Annotated in this window: 12 protein-coding genes; 6 read left to right on the top strand and 6 right to left on the bottom strand. The window is 42.4% G+C overall.

Annotated features, from left to right (window positions below; all coding sequences use genetic code 11):
• Nucleotides 1–193: 193 nt before the first annotated feature.
• A complete protein-coding gene (locus QXD64_01705; protein ID MEM3396029.1) occupies nucleotides 194–8,710 on the top strand; it encodes a CARDB domain-containing protein in 8,517 nt (2,838 codons plus the stop codon).
• Here QXD64_01705 and amrS read toward each other — a convergent pair.
• Complete coding sequence (gene amrS, locus QXD64_01700; GenBank protein MEM3396028.1) at nucleotides 8,707–9,705, bottom strand: AmmeMemoRadiSam system radical SAM enzyme; 999 nt, start codon at nucleotides 9,703–9,705, stop codon at nucleotides 8,707–8,709. The genes QXD64_01705 and amrS overlap by 4 nt on opposite strands.
• A gap of 2 nt (nucleotides 9,706–9,707) precedes the next feature.
• Nucleotides 9,708–11,162, bottom strand: coding sequence for an RtcB family protein (locus QXD64_01695; protein ID MEM3396027.1), 1,455 nt, complete (start codon nucleotides 11,160–11,162; stop codon nucleotides 9,708–9,710).
• 133 nt (nucleotides 11,163–11,295) lie between these two features.
• Here QXD64_01695 and QXD64_01690 point away from each other — a divergent pair, with 133 nt between their 5' ends.
• Genes QXD64_01690 through nikR form a run of 5 tightly spaced genes read left to right on the top strand, consistent with a single transcriptional unit; the run spans nucleotide 11,296 to nucleotide 14,508 of the window.
• Nucleotides 11,296–13,227 carry an FG-GAP-like repeat-containing protein gene (locus QXD64_01690; protein ID MEM3396026.1) on the top strand — a complete coding sequence of 644 codons (1,932 nt, stop codon included), beginning with the start codon at nucleotides 11,296–11,298 and terminating at the stop codon, nucleotides 13,225–13,227.
• A 32-nt stretch (nucleotides 13,228–13,259) separates the two neighbouring features.
• On the top strand, nucleotides 13,260–13,655 hold the full coding sequence (locus QXD64_01685; protein MEM3396025.1) for a DUF6015 family protein: 396 nt from the start codon (nucleotides 13,260–13,262) through the stop codon (nucleotides 13,653–13,655).
• The gene (locus tag QXD64_01680; GenBank protein MEM3396024.1) at nucleotides 13,642–13,869 is read left to right on the top strand and encodes a hypothetical protein; all 228 of its coding nucleotides are present in this window, start codon (nucleotides 13,642–13,644) and stop codon (nucleotides 13,867–13,869) included. Before QXD64_01685 ends, QXD64_01680 begins: the two co-directional genes overlap by 14 nt.
• Nucleotide 13,870: 1 nt before the next feature.
• Nucleotides 13,871–14,089, top strand: a complete 219-nt coding sequence (locus QXD64_01675; GenBank protein MEM3396023.1) for a hypothetical protein — start codon at nucleotides 13,871–13,873, stop codon at nucleotides 14,087–14,089.
• An 8-nt stretch (nucleotides 14,090–14,097) separates the two neighbouring features.
• Nucleotides 14,098–14,508: a nickel-responsive transcriptional regulator NikR gene (gene nikR, locus QXD64_01670; GenBank protein ID MEM3396022.1), complete on the top strand. Its 411-nt coding sequence runs from the start codon at nucleotides 14,098–14,100 to the stop codon at nucleotides 14,506–14,508.
• A 2-nt stretch (nucleotides 14,509–14,510) separates the two neighbouring features.
• Here the strand turns inward: nikR and ndk are convergent, their stop codons facing one another.
• From ndk to rpl7ae, 4 genes are read right to left on the bottom strand one after another with little or no spacing between them, the layout of a single operon-like run.
• The gene (gene ndk, locus QXD64_01665) at nucleotides 14,511–14,960 is read right to left on the bottom strand and encodes a nucleoside-diphosphate kinase (GenBank protein MEM3396021.1); all 450 of its coding nucleotides are present in this window, start codon (nucleotides 14,958–14,960) and stop codon (nucleotides 14,511–14,513) included.
• Between the two features lie 4 nt (nucleotides 14,961–14,964).
• Nucleotides 14,965–15,240 carry a 50S ribosomal protein L24e gene (locus QXD64_01660; protein MEM3396020.1) on the bottom strand — a complete coding sequence of 92 codons (276 nt, stop codon included), beginning with the start codon at nucleotides 15,238–15,240 and terminating at the stop codon, nucleotides 14,965–14,967.
• A 12-nt stretch (nucleotides 15,241–15,252) separates the two neighbouring features.
• The gene (locus QXD64_01655; GenBank protein MEM3396019.1) at nucleotides 15,253–15,462 is read right to left on the bottom strand and encodes a 30S ribosomal protein S28e; all 210 of its coding nucleotides are present in this window, start codon (nucleotides 15,460–15,462) and stop codon (nucleotides 15,253–15,255) included.
• Nucleotides 15,463–15,479: 17 nt separating this feature from the next.
• A complete protein-coding gene (rpl7ae, locus tag QXD64_01650) occupies nucleotides 15,480–15,851 on the bottom strand; it encodes a 50S ribosomal protein L7Ae (protein ID MEM3396018.1) in 372 nt (123 codons plus the stop codon).
• Between the last annotated feature and the right edge of the window lie 27 nt (nucleotides 15,852–15,878).

The raw sequence follows: 15,878 nt of genomic DNA, 5'->3' as shown, positions 1-15,878 counted from the left end.
CGATATATTTTTTTAGTTCGGACGATATATGGACTTGTTGTGTTGACATTCCATCCCCTCTGGTTGATTTTAGAGCGGGGATGGATTTTTTTCTATTCAAACTTTCTATGAACTTTCCGAAGTCATGGTGTAGGTGTTAACTATATATATAGCAATAAATATCTTGGTATAACTTGAAAGAAGGTGAAGAAAAATGCTGGCAAATAGATTGTGTTCCAAATGCTTGTGTTTGGCTGTGATGCTAATGCTCTTGCTACCCGGAGTGCACACATTTATGAAGGAGACTGGAGCAAAAGCTGAGGTTGTACAGGATGAATTCGGGAATCTTGTAATCAATGGGACAAGTGTTTTTGAGATAAATAGCCTCACGATTGACCCACTTTCTGGTGAGACAGGAAAGTATGGAATGAAGGGTAACATTACCGTCCAAAATGGAGGCACATTAATCATAAGGAATGCAGAGCTTTACTTCCTACAAGATATTTTTCATCATTACTGGCTTTCCGTAAAGGATGGCGGAAAAATAATAATGGAGAATGCACAACTAACAGTCAGTACTAGTCAGCTTCTTCCTTATGTACTCTTCAACATCTCAATGACCAACGCTGGTGATTCTTATATCAACAACTCAAAAATTGCATTTCCAGGTTACTTCAATGTTTCTGGCTCGAATCTTACTTTCATCAATTCAAATCTTTCTGCAATTACTCCTCCATCACAGTACCAGGAACCAAGTGAGATAGATACTCTTGATGATGGCCCTGTACTCAAGACCGTAAACAGTCGGATTGTATTTATCAATTCCAGCATAGACAAATCGTATCAAAATGCCTACGCAAACGCAGTTTACGAACTGAGACCTCTTTACAAAGGTGTTTCTGACAACACAACCAATGCAAACACAGGGCCACTCAACTTCACCGATGGGAATTATTACGTTGTTGGAGCCGGCAGAATGATGCACATTCAAAACTTTGACACACTCGGAAATACTGGTAATGTTTTGAACGCCTGGCTAAACATAACATACCGCACTGATGCAGATTATATTTCTCCCACTGTAATGCAAATTTCTTTCGATGGTGGAGTTACCTGGCAAGACACTACTATTGCACCCAACAACCGCACAACAGATATCACAGAAACCTATACGATTGGTGCCACTACATTTGGCAATCTATCAAATCTTCAGATAAGATATCAGAACCTAAACGACACTTTAAATGTTTTTGTAGACAAACTTGTGATATATGCAGAAGTTTACATTGGTGTAAATGAGAGGGACCAGTACGACATAATATTTGAGAACACCCATGTAATTGCAATTAACACTTACTTTGATGTTGACTTCTTATCTTCACAGAATCCAGAAGTGCCAAAAGACAATGCCAATCCGCAACACAACAGAATAAATTTGAGGAGTAACAGCTTTGGCTATTTCGTGAATATCACTGTAAATGAGTCGCAATCTCAAGACCATGCAGATACACCAATTCTTACGGATGCTACCTCTGAGGTCTACCTATATAGGTGGTTAGATGTGATTTTGAAAGATGCCCAGAACTTGCCAGTATCCGGGGCTTATGTTAATGTATCTTACAATGGTATCCCAGGAGAAATTCAAACAAGGGTTGAGAAGCTTAACAACATGAGCACTGCGCCCCATGCTCCCTATGCCCTTACTACACTCGGAAGGACTGTAGCAAACTACAATATTACAAACGAAAGTGGTTTCTGCTCGATTCCTCTTGTCACAGATAATATTTCAGCTGCATTTTGGCCAAATTCAATGCCGTATGGGAATTATAGAGTTTTCATGGCTTACAACAGTGCAAATGGAACATTTACTTCAACCCATAATCTGAGCTTTTCTGCCTATCCGAACATTACTGGTGAGAGTAACAGAAGACAATTGAACATCTCGCTTGCTCAAACTCTTGACCACCCAGACCTCACATTGAGTTTTACCATGATGCCTGCAGAATTTGTCGTTGCAAACACACCTCTTGTTTTGAATGTGTCCGTTTCAAATGTTGGCACAGCTAATGCTACACACTTCCGTGTGGTATTTTATGAGGGACATCCTCTTGCTGGAGGCACTGTCTTTGCGTCTGTGGAATGCAATCAACTTGCTGTGGGCCAAAGTGTGAACCTACCATCCCAAATGTGGACAAAAGCAACGGCTGGAAAATACAAGATTGTGATTGTCGTTGATGCAAATAACGAGGTGTATGAGCTGGAGGAGCAGAATAACTTGCTTATCCATGAGGTCGTGGTATATAGAGAGGGCGCAGACCTCTTCATTGACGGTACGCCTGCACACCCGAACCGCACACTGAAGGACATAAATCCATATATTCACGCAGGTTTCATAATAATCAAGGGCAATGGAAACTTAACTCTTGACAACACTACGCTCAATGTTTCGCAGGTGAGGAATTATCAGTATCAGATAATTGTGAGCGAAAATGGTAGTTTGTACCTAACAAACAATGCGAGGATTGCTGCAGATAAAAGTTTGATGCTCAGCATAGAAGATAATGGAGCACTTGTGACAAGAAAAGCCGCTTTTGAGAATCTCACAATCATGGGTCACGGAAACGCGGTTGTGGACCTTAAGGATTCTTTGGTAGAAAGCTGTTTACTTGGTCTGAATGTACAGAAAATCAACCTGGAGAATGTGAACATAACACTCAACCAGCAGCAGGGTTCTGTTTATCTATCTGAGGATTTTGAAAGTGACACAGCCAGATGGAGTAACTACACGATTCCTGCCAGAAATGGTTCATGGGAAGCAGGCACACCCAAGTACATTTCACCGCATTCAGGGAATGTTTCATTTGGCACAGAGCTTCTAGATAAGGACAGAAACGGAAAATATGAGAACTCCACAACCTATGTATTGGTGTCTCCAGAAATCTCTCTAATTGATGCCCCGAATGCCCTCCTAGAATACTACCAATTCTATAAACTCGCAGATGATGTAGCAATTGTGGAAATCACAGAGGATGGCACAAACTGGAAAGAGATTGCAAGATACACAGGTTTAACGACGACCTGGACAAAAGCGACAATTGACATAAGTCAGTATGTGGGCAATCTCGTGAAGATAAGGTTTACACTTGTGTCAAATGCAAGTCAGAATGATATTGGCTGGTACATTGACGATATAATAGTAGCCCAAAGATACGAAATTCACGCAAGTCAATTCTATGGAAAAGACATTTTAATAAACGAGAATCTCTCTGAGTTATCTAGTGAAGATGTGTGCACCCTGATAAATGCTACACTTCCAGAAAGCGAAAACTCCGTTTTGGCAAGAGATAACGCAATAGCCAAAATTTACAGATATCTAGTTGTAAATGTCACAGACCTGAATGGCCAACCAGTTTCCGGTGCGATTGTGGAGGCCTATGGTTATCTTAATGGGACGCTTTCCGGCTCTGCCAGCACAGGCGCCAATGGGTTTGCGACACTGACATTGCTTACGGACATAATTAATGCCACAACATACCAGAGTTCCTATTTTGTCGGGATGTACACTGTAAAGATTACATTTGGTTCTGAGATTTACTGGAGCAATATCTCCTTCAAGAGTTATCCATACTGGGAAAATACAGTGCAAATTGACCGCGTGCTAACAACACCTTTGCCTGACCTTTCTGTTTGGCTTACTGGTCTTCCATCATTTGTCTCTGTAGGCTCAACACTCTCAATAAATGTGAGTGTGAACAACACTGGCAATGCCTATGCACCGAACGCTGAAATTGTGGTTTATGATGTAATCGGTGGCAATCAGAACATTGTGGGAAGGCAAACAGTTGGCGTGGCCGGCAGTTCTTCTGTTAATCTCCAGTTCAACTGGACTCCAAGTCAGCCGGGCATTCATAAAATTATTGTGCTTGGAGACCCGAACAATAACATAACTGAGAGCAACGAAGGAAATAATTCGTGCGAAGTTGATGTGACTGTATTCCGCCCGAGTGTTGACCTTGTGATAATAAACACTACAGTTACACTTACCAATATGTACTACATTTGCAGCGGTATGGTCTACATTGAAAACGGGTCATTAATCCTCATAAACACCACATTCAAACTCACCCAGACATCGGATTTCAGTTTTGGTGTGTACATCAACAGTGGCAAATTGGTGTTGGAAAAGGCAACCCTTACGAGCGATTACAAATATAGTGTTGAACTCCAGAACTCAGAGGTTTATGCCAACAGCTCTGCTTTGGGAAATGCCGCGGTAAGCGGGAGCGCTATCGCATTCAAACTCCGAAATTCCACATTCAATACCTCTCTACTGCTTCAATCGACAGACATCCTCTTCTCAAACACGGTTTTCACAACAGAAATCCTAGAATTCCATGGCAGAGCATATGCAGAAAACACCTCATTTGATAGAGCTCTCAGTTTCAATGACGCAGACAACATTACACTCGTGGCAGTCAACCTGCCAGAAACACCAGATGCAATTCTTGCCCACCAACAAGCAATTGTAAAAATTTACAGGTATCTGGATATCTTCCTCACAGACCTGAATAATGCGGGTTTAGATGGAGCGATGGTAAATGTATATGATATTCAGATGAACCAGGTAGCAAGCAGCACAACAGCAAACGGCACAACTAGATTTGTGCTCCCCACTGACATAGTGGATGCCACAACTCCATACTACTCTAACTTTGTGGGTGTTTACATTGTGAACATCGCCTTTGGAAGCGGATACTGGTACAACATAACAATGCCATGTTATTACTCCTGGCAGAAGGGTTTGGAAATCACCGAAACAATTCCTGCAGCACCAGATGTTGCTGTGAGCTTCGCAACAACCTTCCCAACGCTTGTTCCTTATGGTGCAATCATGAATGGAACCATAAAGGTTGAGAATCTTGGCACCAGCAGAGCGGAGAATCTCCTTGTTGAAATCTATGATGGGCTTGAAACCGTGTTCTCTGATAGAATCACAGTGCTTGCAGGAGGAAGCCAGCAGATTAATTTCGCATACACAGCACACCTGACTGGCTACAGAACCCTGATATTGGTTGCAGACCCAGGATCAGAGATAACTGAAACTTCAAAGGAGAACAATGCTGCTACTATGGAATTTATTGTGTATAATCCTGGTTCAATGCTGTTAATTGAAAATACGACTGTGGAAATTTCAAATACCACTGCATACCAGTATGGTTCAATTCTCATCGGTTTCAATGGTACCCTTATCCTAGACAATGCGACCTTGATTCTTACTCAGCCTACTGCCTACGCCTATGGCATCTACATTTACTCTGACGGAACCCTAATTATGAAAAATAGTCAGATCCAAGGCAACTATCCATACTATTTTGTTACAATAGAGAATGCAACGGTTTCAGCAGCGAATTCGAGGATAACTACCATATCTGTCCTTGGTACCCAGAACTGTAAATATCTGCTGTTCAACACCAAATTTACAGATGCTACATTGAACATTTCCGCAAGTGAGTTCACAATGATTGGAGGAAGTCTAATAGAGGGGTTCTGGCAGAGCATAGCTATTTCAGCGGTGAAATTCTACCTACAGGACATATATTGTCCGTTCCAGATTGTGCTTGCACCAAACGCCAGTGCAGTGCTTGTGAATACCACACTATCTGGTGGAGTAGATGACATAATAACTGCTGATGGAGCAGAAGCATGGATTTACAGATACCTCGATGTTCTGGCACTTGATGGAAACAAGAACCCGCTAGACAGCGTGAACATCACAGTGAGCTTCGCCTCTAACGGCACAATTGCAGATACTCTTCTCACAGACCTCTACGGAAATGCCAGATTTGTGCTCCTTACAGACATAGTAAACTACTCAATACAGAGCATTGGAGGTACCTCCTTCTTTGTTGGCAACTACAAGGTAATTGCAGAGTTTGCGGGAGAGAACCAAAGCGCAAGCATCTCATTTGAAGCCTATCCATCAACTGTTAATGTTGTAAAACTCAACCTCACATACACTGCTCAGGTGCCTGACTTTGCTGTGAGCACGGGTGATATTAAGGTGCCCGCAACCTTTGACTACTATTCAGGTGGCACTGTAAACATTACGGTGAGAAACATCGGGCCAAGGAACGGAATAAATGTTACAATTGTGGTTTACGATCTAAATCTGGATGCTAACACAGAAACAGAAATCAACCGCACCGTAATAAATATTCTGTCGGGGGATGTGATTTATCTTTCCATCCAGTGGTTGCCCTCATTGCCTGGTAATCACAGCATAAAGGTAGAGATTGACCCCATCAACCTCTTCAATGAAACAAGCAAGGCAAACAACATTGCAATCAGTCAAGGTGTATGGTTTAACCCATCTATCGAGATTATTGGCTTGAATATATCAAAGGACGCTTTGCCTTACGATGAAAATGTGTACATCAACCTCACAGTTAAGAACACTGGAAATGTAAACATGACAAACTTCGAGGTTGTTCTTGAAGATACCTATCTCCACCAGAGTTTCAGGGAATTCATAACCTCTTTGAACGCTAACCAGTCAGTGAATGTTTCCTTCAATTATCTTGTTGCCTCACCTGGAAACCACATAGTGAATCTACGTGTGGAAGTGGACAGAGTGTATGATGCGGAAACCTTTGTGCTGAAAGTTTATTCTCCGCCTGACCTTGAAGTCGACACGAACAACATCCAGATTCTCTTTGGAAATACTCCTGTTTACAAAGCGATGGAAGATACGCCATTAACAATCAATGTTACCATTGCCAACCTTGCAGACACACCTGCCCACAATGTTACAGTGGAGATATACAATGACACTTACCTCATAGCAAGTGTTGTTATTCCCAACATTCCTGCGCTCTCTACGACCGAAATCTCAATACCCTGGAATGCGTCAATGCCTGGAAGAATTCTTGTCTCAGTACTGAGATGTGAACAACCATATTTAGAAAAGAACACTGCAAACAACAATGCAGAGAAACTGATTGAAGTGATTCCACTACCAGACATCCAGATTTTAGATTTCTATGCTGAAAAGAATGGAAATAAGACTGTCAACTTTACTGCAGGAGACACAGCTATACTCTGGTTGAATATTTCAAACAGCGTGAATTATGCAATTGAGAATTTCTCTTTAGAGATATTCGCGGGCAACATCAGTGATGAGAACTTGATAGTGTCTGCCAATTTGTCAATAGACGCAAATTCTACATTGACAACAAACTTCACATGGATTGTGCATCTTGACTCAAATACCTCGCTTTATGCGGTTTTGAACAGAAACCACACAATAGTGGAGAAGAACTATACGAACAACATGCTCGACCTTAACCTAACAATTATTTCTGCCAAACTGCTGATTTCCATTGCACAGCTCCCCCTTACCTTCAACATTGATGATACACCCGTGGTTTCTGGCCAAATTCTAAGAGAGGCAACTGGAGAAGGAATTCAGGGTATAAATGTGAATGTAGTTATGTTCCTGAATGATGACATTGTGTACCAGCAGGCAGTTACTACAGATCAGAACGGCAACTTTACAGTAACACTGATACAGCTGAAAGAACCAGGCCAGTACAGAGTGGTGGTTTCCTGTCCAGATTACCCAGATGTAGAGGTATCCAGCACTTTATTTAGCGTTGAGAAACCAGTGCCGCCGCCTCAATTCCCATGGCTCATGGTCATCATTGCAATAATTGCTGTTGTGGGAGTCTCTCTGGCAGTTGTCTTCCTCTACTTCCGCAGGGCTGCAGGGAAGCTCGTGGAGTGCGGTGAATGTGGTGCATACATTCCAGAAAATGCAACCAAGTGTCCGAAGTGCGGTACTGAGTTTGAAGTCACAACAGTTAAGTGCAGTGAATGCGGTGCATGGATAGACGGAAAGGCAACTGTGTGCCCAGAATGTGGCACTGTATTCACAGGGAAGAAAGTTGAAGCAGAGAGTTACGAAGAAATGATGAGAAAAGAGTTTAATGCCTATGTTGAAAAATTCAAGACAGAGGCAAAGAAAGAGCTTGGTAAAGAGTATTCTGAGAGCGCGTTCTGGGCCTGGTGGAAGAACAAACCTACTTACAGGACCTACACGCAGTGGCTGAAAGAAGAGGAACTCAAGAAGAAAGGTGCCCTTAAGTGTCCACAGTGCACTACCCTGAATGAGAAAACTGCAAAGGTATGCTTGAAGTGTGGTTCTTCACTTGAAGGTGCAGAACTGGTTCAATCTGAAAAACTACCGGGCGTGAAGAGGGTAGAAATTTCAAAAGAAGAAGAGAAGGTAGGGAAAGCTGAAGAAAAGGGCCCAACCCCTCAAAAGATCGAAGAACCTAAGAAGACCGTTCAACCAACAGCACCTCCTGCACAAGTTCCTCCTGTAAAACAAGCAGAAGCACAAAAACAACCTCCAATACCACAAGCACCTCCAAAACCACAGGTACCACTGCCTCCAAAACCCTCTGAACCGAAAGAAGAAATGCCAACGCTTCCGATTCGTGGCGCACCTCCATCCTCACCAGAACAGCAACAACCTGAAAAGGCAGTTCTCGAATTCAAGCCGGAACAGGCATCGCCAGGAGCACCCAAAGTCGTTGTAATAAGAAAACCCACTGCAGCAAAGGTGGTAATTCCGAAAAAAGTGATCCGGAAGCCGATGGCACCGGGACAGGAAGGAGAAGCCCAGGAAATCCAGGGTGAAGAATCGCGGGACAAACAGCAGCAGCCCTAAAATCTTCCAAATATTTTTTCTTTACATTTAAAGCATTTCCCTTCCTTTATTTTGTTGTAAACAACTGAAAAACCTTCGCGCTCTATCAATGGTTCGTTGCATCTCGGACAGTATGTTATATCCGGTTCGCCCCACACATTGCCAATGTAAACATTTGCAAGCCCATTCTCCTTCGCAATTCTGTGAGCTGTTCTAAGTGTAGCTAGAGGAGTTGGAGATACATCAGTCAACATATAATCAGGATGAAATCTTGTAAAATGCACTGGAACCTCTGGAGATAATTTCTCTTTCACCCATTTTACAAACTCGACAAATTCCTTCTCGCTGTCATTGTAGGTAGGTATCACAAGATATGTCAGTTCTATGTGAATTCCGAGGTTGTAAGCAAGTTCACAGGTTTCCAGCACAGGTTTTAATTTCGCATGAACTACCTTAGCATAAAATTCTTCTGTAAAGCCCTTTACATCAATGTTCATTGCATCCAGATAAGGTGCTATCTGCTTGAGTGGGTCCTTTTCGATGTAACCGTTAGTCACATAAACACTCTTTATTCCGTTCTCATGGAGAAGTTTTGAGCAATCGTAGGTGAACTCGTACCAGATTGTTGGCTCGTTGTAAGTCCAGGCAACACCTGGAACCTTGTAGCGTTTCGCAAGTTTGAGCACATCCTCTGGGGTAGTTTTTTCAAGGTAGGAGTTTGAGGGTTTTGCCTGGGAAATTGTGTAGTTCTGACAGTGAAGGCACTTGAAGTTGCAGCCCACTGTGCCATATGAAAGAATTTCAGAGCCAGGAAAGAAGTGGTAGAGTGGCTTCTTTTCAATCGGGTCAATGGCAACAGAAGAATAAAGTCCATAGATGAGCGTATGTAGTTCCCCATCTCTATTTTCTCTCACACCACAAATTCCACACTTTCCATTCTGGATTACACAGTGATGAGCGCACAGATTGCATCTTACTGCATTGCTCTCCTTTTTCTCCCAGAAAAGTGCCTTCATTTTTAGCCCTTCATCACACCAATTGGTCGCATCTTCACAATCATCCTGGAAATGCCTGCATTGTGTGCAATCCGCACCACATCATCCACATCCTTGTATGCTTCTGGACTTTCCTCTGAAAGCACTTCCTTGCTGGCTGCCCGCACATAAATTCCCTGCTTCATGAGAGAATCTTTAACATCATTCGGTCTGAAACGCCTTATTGCCGCCTCTCTGGACATTACTCTGCCGGCACCATGGCATGTGGAACCAAAGGTTTCCTGCATTGCTGTCTCTGTACCAACGAGCAGATAACTTGAGGTACCCATGTCTCCAGGAATGAGAACGGGTTGTCCCACTCTTCTGTAAGGCAATGGAATCTCTGGCCTCTCAAGAGCGAATGCTCTTGTAGCACCTTTTCTGTGTACCACCACCTTCCTTCGCTTTCCCCCAACCTCATGCTCCTCTATCTTACCGATGTTGTGGCACACATCGTAAATCACATGCATATCCATCGATTCCGGCGTTTGTTTGAAAACTCTCTGGAATGCTTCTCTCACCCAGTGAAGGATTAGTTGACGATTAGCCCAGGCATAATTAGCACCGCATCCCATTGCCTTCAGATATTCTTCGCCTTCAGTTGACGTTGCTGGTGCACACGCAAGTTGCTTATCCTCCAGATGAATGTTGTATTTCTTTGCTGCATTCACCATCTTCGCAATGTAATCAGTGGCAATCTGATGCCCAGCTCCTCTTGAGCCAGTATGTATCATCACTAGTATCTGGTCTTTTGCTGAGATACCAAAAACCTTTGCTACTTCCGGCTCATAGATTTCCTCCACTTTCTGCACCTCTAGAAAATGGTTGCCCGCACCGAGTGTGCCGAGCTGGGGCATTCCCCTCTGAATTGCTTTATCACTAACAAATGAGGAGTCAGCAAACTTAAGTCGCCCATTTTCTTCGAGGTAATCAAGGTCTTCCTTCCAGCCATAACCCTTTTCCACAGCCCATTCAGCACCGAGGTCAAGCACCAGTTTCATCTCCTCATATGTTAACCTCACCTTTCCTTCTGAGCCAACACCTGATGGAACATTCGTGAAGATTGTATCAATCAACTCCTTTATCTTTGGCTGCACATCCTTCAAAGTAAGATTCGTGCGAACGAGACGGACACCACAGTTGATGTCATAGCCCACACCACCAGGTGAGATTATTCCAGTGTCATAGTCAAAGGCAGCGACACCACCGATTGGGAATCCATAGCCCCAATGGATATCTGGCATTGCCATCGAATGTGAAATTATTCCAGGCAAGGTAGCTACATTTGCAACTTGCTCCAGCGAGTTATCCTTTCGCACATCCTCAATCATCTTTGCGTCTGCATAAACTATCCCAGATACCTTCATTCCTGGCTTGTAGGATTGTTCTATTTCATACTTGTAATCTGTCAGTTTCTTCAATGGTCCATTCCATGTCATGGTTTTTCACCTTCCACAGTTCATATTAAATCTCTCAGGGTAGATAAATGTTCCGAAGATGAACATATAACGAGGCACTGGGTCTAAAGGAAGCAAGCAAATTTTATATAGAGTGTGGTGATTGGTAGTTTAAATGAAATCTGTGGTTGTGATTGTTGGCTTGCTCATGCTGATTGCAGGTCTCGGCATCTTTCCTTCCTCTTTGTCTGAAGGCAACGTTACAAAAGTGATTTCACCCAGGTTAGTCAGCACAGACATCGCACCCTACTGTTGGGGACTCGCCACTGGAGACATTTTTGGAAACGGGAGCTTCGTAGTTCTAGCTGGTTCCAACAACAAAGTTGTTGGACTCTCGCCTGAGAATGGAACTGTTGTTTGGGAATCTCAAGAATTAAGTGGTAATGTGCGAAAGATTGCGGTCGGGAATGTGACTGGAGAGAGCAGAGGTGAGATTTTTGTGGCTACTCACGATGGCCATCTTTACATAATAGATGCCCTAGAAAATCAAATTCTGCTCGACTGGGATAAATCTCATTTTACAAATGGTGCAATCTTTGGGTTGTGTATTTGTGACATAGATGGTGATGGGATAAACGAGGTCGTAGTGGGCACAGGCACAGCAAGTATCGCTGTCTACAACTACAATGCTGGTCTCCTTTTCATGAAAGGGTTGACAATGACCCAGGATGCTGTTTTCGAAGTGAAAATGGGGGATGTAGATGGAGACGGAAGAAAGGACATTGTTTTCGTGGATTGGCGAGGAAACACAGAAAGCACAGTGCGAGTTCTTGATTACTACTACGGACAGTTCACCCAAAAATACATAAGTCCTTATATCCCTGGAATTTTATCAGCCCTTACTGTTGATGACCTCAATGGAGATGGAATAGATGAAATTGTGGCTGGAAGTGGGGATGGTAGCATCTGGGTAATTTCAATCGGAAATGGCAATAACGGAACTACACAGATAAACAATATTTTTGTTGCCCATACCCAAATTTTTGGGGTCGCAATTGGAGATTTTGAAGGAGATAGTATAAAAGATATTGCTTGCACCACATGGGACGGCTTTGTGTATATCGTGGATAGCCAGACAAAGACAGTTAAATATGCGAATGAAAAACGTCAATCTGACATCGGAAACTCGAATAGTGTTCTTTTCTTTAAACCATTAAATTCAAGTAAGGAAGTTTTGGTCGCCACTGAATCGGGAATCCCAGACATATTTCCTGGCAAAGTGCTGTTTTACGCAACCAAAAATGTTGAGCTTTCGAGTATAACATACTCTCCTAGATTTCCTGAGATAAATCAAAATGTAATATTTAACGTAGAGATTTTAAGTGTATCTGCAAATACACAAATCGAAGTGAAACTTGTTGAAGTCTCCTCCAGTGCGAACCAAACTATAGGACTAGAAATTCTTAGAAATACCCATCCGAACACAAACTATTCACTTAACTTCACATGGATACCCGTTTCTGCAGGATATAAATCCATTAGATTGGAATGCAATGCCGATGGCGAAGCAATGAATAAAACCACTATCGTATGCGTTGCCGTCAAAATGGATTTCTCGATTACAATTGGGAATTACATCAAAAACAAAACATTATCACAGGAAAATGAGCTCATTTTGAATCTTACAAAAGGAGAAGTAGTAGAGGTTTCTCTTAGAATTACAAATAATGCGCCCTATACCCTATTTAATCTTGCCATAGAAATATTCCTGGGTGAGGACTTATTCATGACAAAGAGATTTGACATCTCTGGCACTGAAGAATTCTCTTTCAAATTAGACACATTTCTCATAAACAATACAACATTAAACCTCACGATTAAATCGAAGTTAATAAATCCACTAGACAATACGGAAAGTATCTATTCTGTCTATGTAATCTCCATTTTTCTAAAAAGCCAAGTTGACTACTCCATCTATGTCCGATATCTATTCCCTGCACTGTTGGTCATTCTTCTAGCAATTGGAATTTTCCTTCTAACCAGGCGAGAGATGAAAAAATATAGAAAACTTTGGCAAATTCCTGAGAATTTCCTCCGTAAAGAATAAGTGCAAGGAGTGAATACAGGTTTTTGAGTAGTATGGGATTTGTCTCTGTTGAAATGCTGGCTGCAGCGCTCCGCGAAAAATTAAAGGGAAAAGCATACGAGGAAGAGGATATTGAAAAGCTGGCTGAATATGTAATGAGCTTCTTCGGTTTTGAAGATAGAATTATTGACAACATGTTGAATAACGAGGATAGAGATATGTTCTACTTCCTGGAAGACAATGGAATCCTCAGGTCTGGCTTTGAAGATACCACTGTGGAGAAAGGGAAGCCCTGGCGTATTCATTACTGGATTCTTAACAAAGAGGAAATCTTCCGTATTGTTGAACAAGCAAACCAGAAAAAGAAAATTGCAGAAAACGAGATATATGCTCTCTATGAAAACCCAGACCTCTGGAAAAGGAGCGACGACAATCATGAATCTCAATGACCTAGTAATTGCCTTGAAAGAAAAAAGGAAATGGGAAGAAGCAACAGTAGAACTGAACAGGAAGCTAGAGGATGTTGAGAGACAGATAGAAACCTTCACAGAAAAACTCAAGATGCTTGAATTAGAGTTAAATAGAATGAGAGAGATGTTACACGCAGAACCTGCAGGCAAAGTAGAGATGAGTGCAATCAAACTCAAGGACGAGGTGAGGTAAATTGCAGCCAGCTGAGACATTTGCAGAAAGAGTTGCGGAACTAGAAAAAGAGGTCGAGGCTATTAAAGCGAAGCTCTCTGCACTTAATACCGAACGTGAAATTTTGCAAAAAGAGCTGAAAAATGCTATGAATCAAACTCTGTACTATGAGAAGTTGCTAAGAGATATGCGAAAGGAGTTTCGTCCTCTTACAATGAAAGAGCTATTACTTAGAATATAGGTGAGAAAATGGGTGTAGAAAGGTTTGGTGTTTCAGTCGAAAAGGATTTGCTAGATAAATTTGACGCCATGATAAAGAGCAAGGGCTACGCAAATAGGTCTGAGGCGATAAGAGATTTGATTCGAGATGCTTTGCTTGAAACTGCATCCGAAATCGAAACTACGGAGGGGTTTGGCACGTTAACGCTCATTTACGACCACGACGCTGGAGATGTGGTAGAAAAGTTGCTCCATCTTCAGCACGATTGGCATGATCACATAATTTCAACGACACACATTCATATCTCAGAACATCATTGTATGGAGATAATTGCAATCAAGGGGAAAATTCTGGAAATGAAAAAACTGGCAGAACACCTAAGGGCATTGAAGGGTGTGCTCCACGGCAAACTCGTAGTTATCAAAGCTGCAGATGAATAAACTCACTCGTATATCCAGGTTTCTGTGGCAAGTTTATAGTCAAAAATCTCCTCTTTCGTGAAAAAGAGAGCTATTTCTCTTTCGGCACTTGCCGGAGAATCGGAGCCGTGAATTATGTTTCTTCCAAGGTCGATTGAATAATCTCCTCTGATTGTGCCAGGGAGCGATTCCTGTGGATTAGTTTTACCCATCATATCTCTCACAAGCTTCACTGCATTCTTACCCTCAATAACCATTGCAATAACAGGTCCAGAAGTAATGTAAGAAACAAGCCCCTCAAAGAATTTTTTCCCTACATGCTCCGCATAATGTTTCTCTGCAAGTTCTCTCTTAATCCAGAGCATTTTCATCCCCACAATTTTTAGGCCTCGTCTCTCAAATCTCGCAATAATTTCACCACAGACCCCTCTTTGGACTGCATCGGGCTTAAGCATCACAAAAGTGCGTTCCATGGTTTCACTCCTTATTCTCTGCCTTCTTTTCTTTTGTCTCTTTTTCCTTTGCGGGCACCACTATCTTCTTTACTACTTTCTTTTTCTCCTTCTTCGCTGCCCCCTTTGTAAACACAGCTGTCCATTTCAGTTTTCTAGGATTCCTTGCAAAGTCGAGGAGGTTTCTCTGACATCTCCGTGAACAGAAATTGTAAATTGTGCCATCTTTCTTTATAAACATCTTTCCAGTTCCCGGCTCTATTGGATTTCCACAAAAAGAGCATGTTTTGATTGCTGGCATGTTTTCATCTCCTTACTTCACTGTGAGCTTTCTCGCTTCACGAGCAGTTTCTCGAAGGTGAAGTATATCACCTACTTGGACTGGACCGATAATGTTTCTGGTGATGATCTTCCCCTTGTCCCTTCCATCAAGAATCCTGACTTTAACCTGGGTTGCCTCACCAGTCATCCCAGTCCTTCCTATAATTTCCACAACCTCTGCATTTGCAGATTCATCCGGCATTTATCTCACCTGTTTGTCTACTTCTTCAGATTTTTGAGTGCTTGCTCAATTTCGTCCATCAGAGGTTTTGCCTTTCCGAAATCAACAATGGCAACAGAAGCGGACTGTTTTTCCAGTCCGACAGCATTTCCAAGGGAAACCTTGCTAGGCACATAGCCGTAGGGGATTTTCTTCTCCTCGCAAAGCATTGGAATATGGGCAAGGATTTCAGGAGGGTCTACATCCTCAGCCATGACCACAAACTTTGCATCACCACGTTCCAAGACCTTAGTGACTTCATTTGTGCCCTTTTTCACCTTGCCAGTTTCCTTTGCCATCTGCACCAGCTGATAAATCTTATCCGCAACCTCTTTTGGGGTTTCGAACCTCACATACATTGGTTTTGCCATATTCAACACCTCTTTCTGCTATCTTGT

Source organism: Thermoplasmata archaeon (assembly GCA_038874435.1).
Taxonomy (GTDB): Archaea; Thermoplasmatota; Thermoplasmata; order Lutacidiplasmatales; family SKW197; genus SKW197.
Note: the sequence above shows the minus strand (reverse complement) of the source record. Positions and strands in the feature narration are given on the sequence as shown.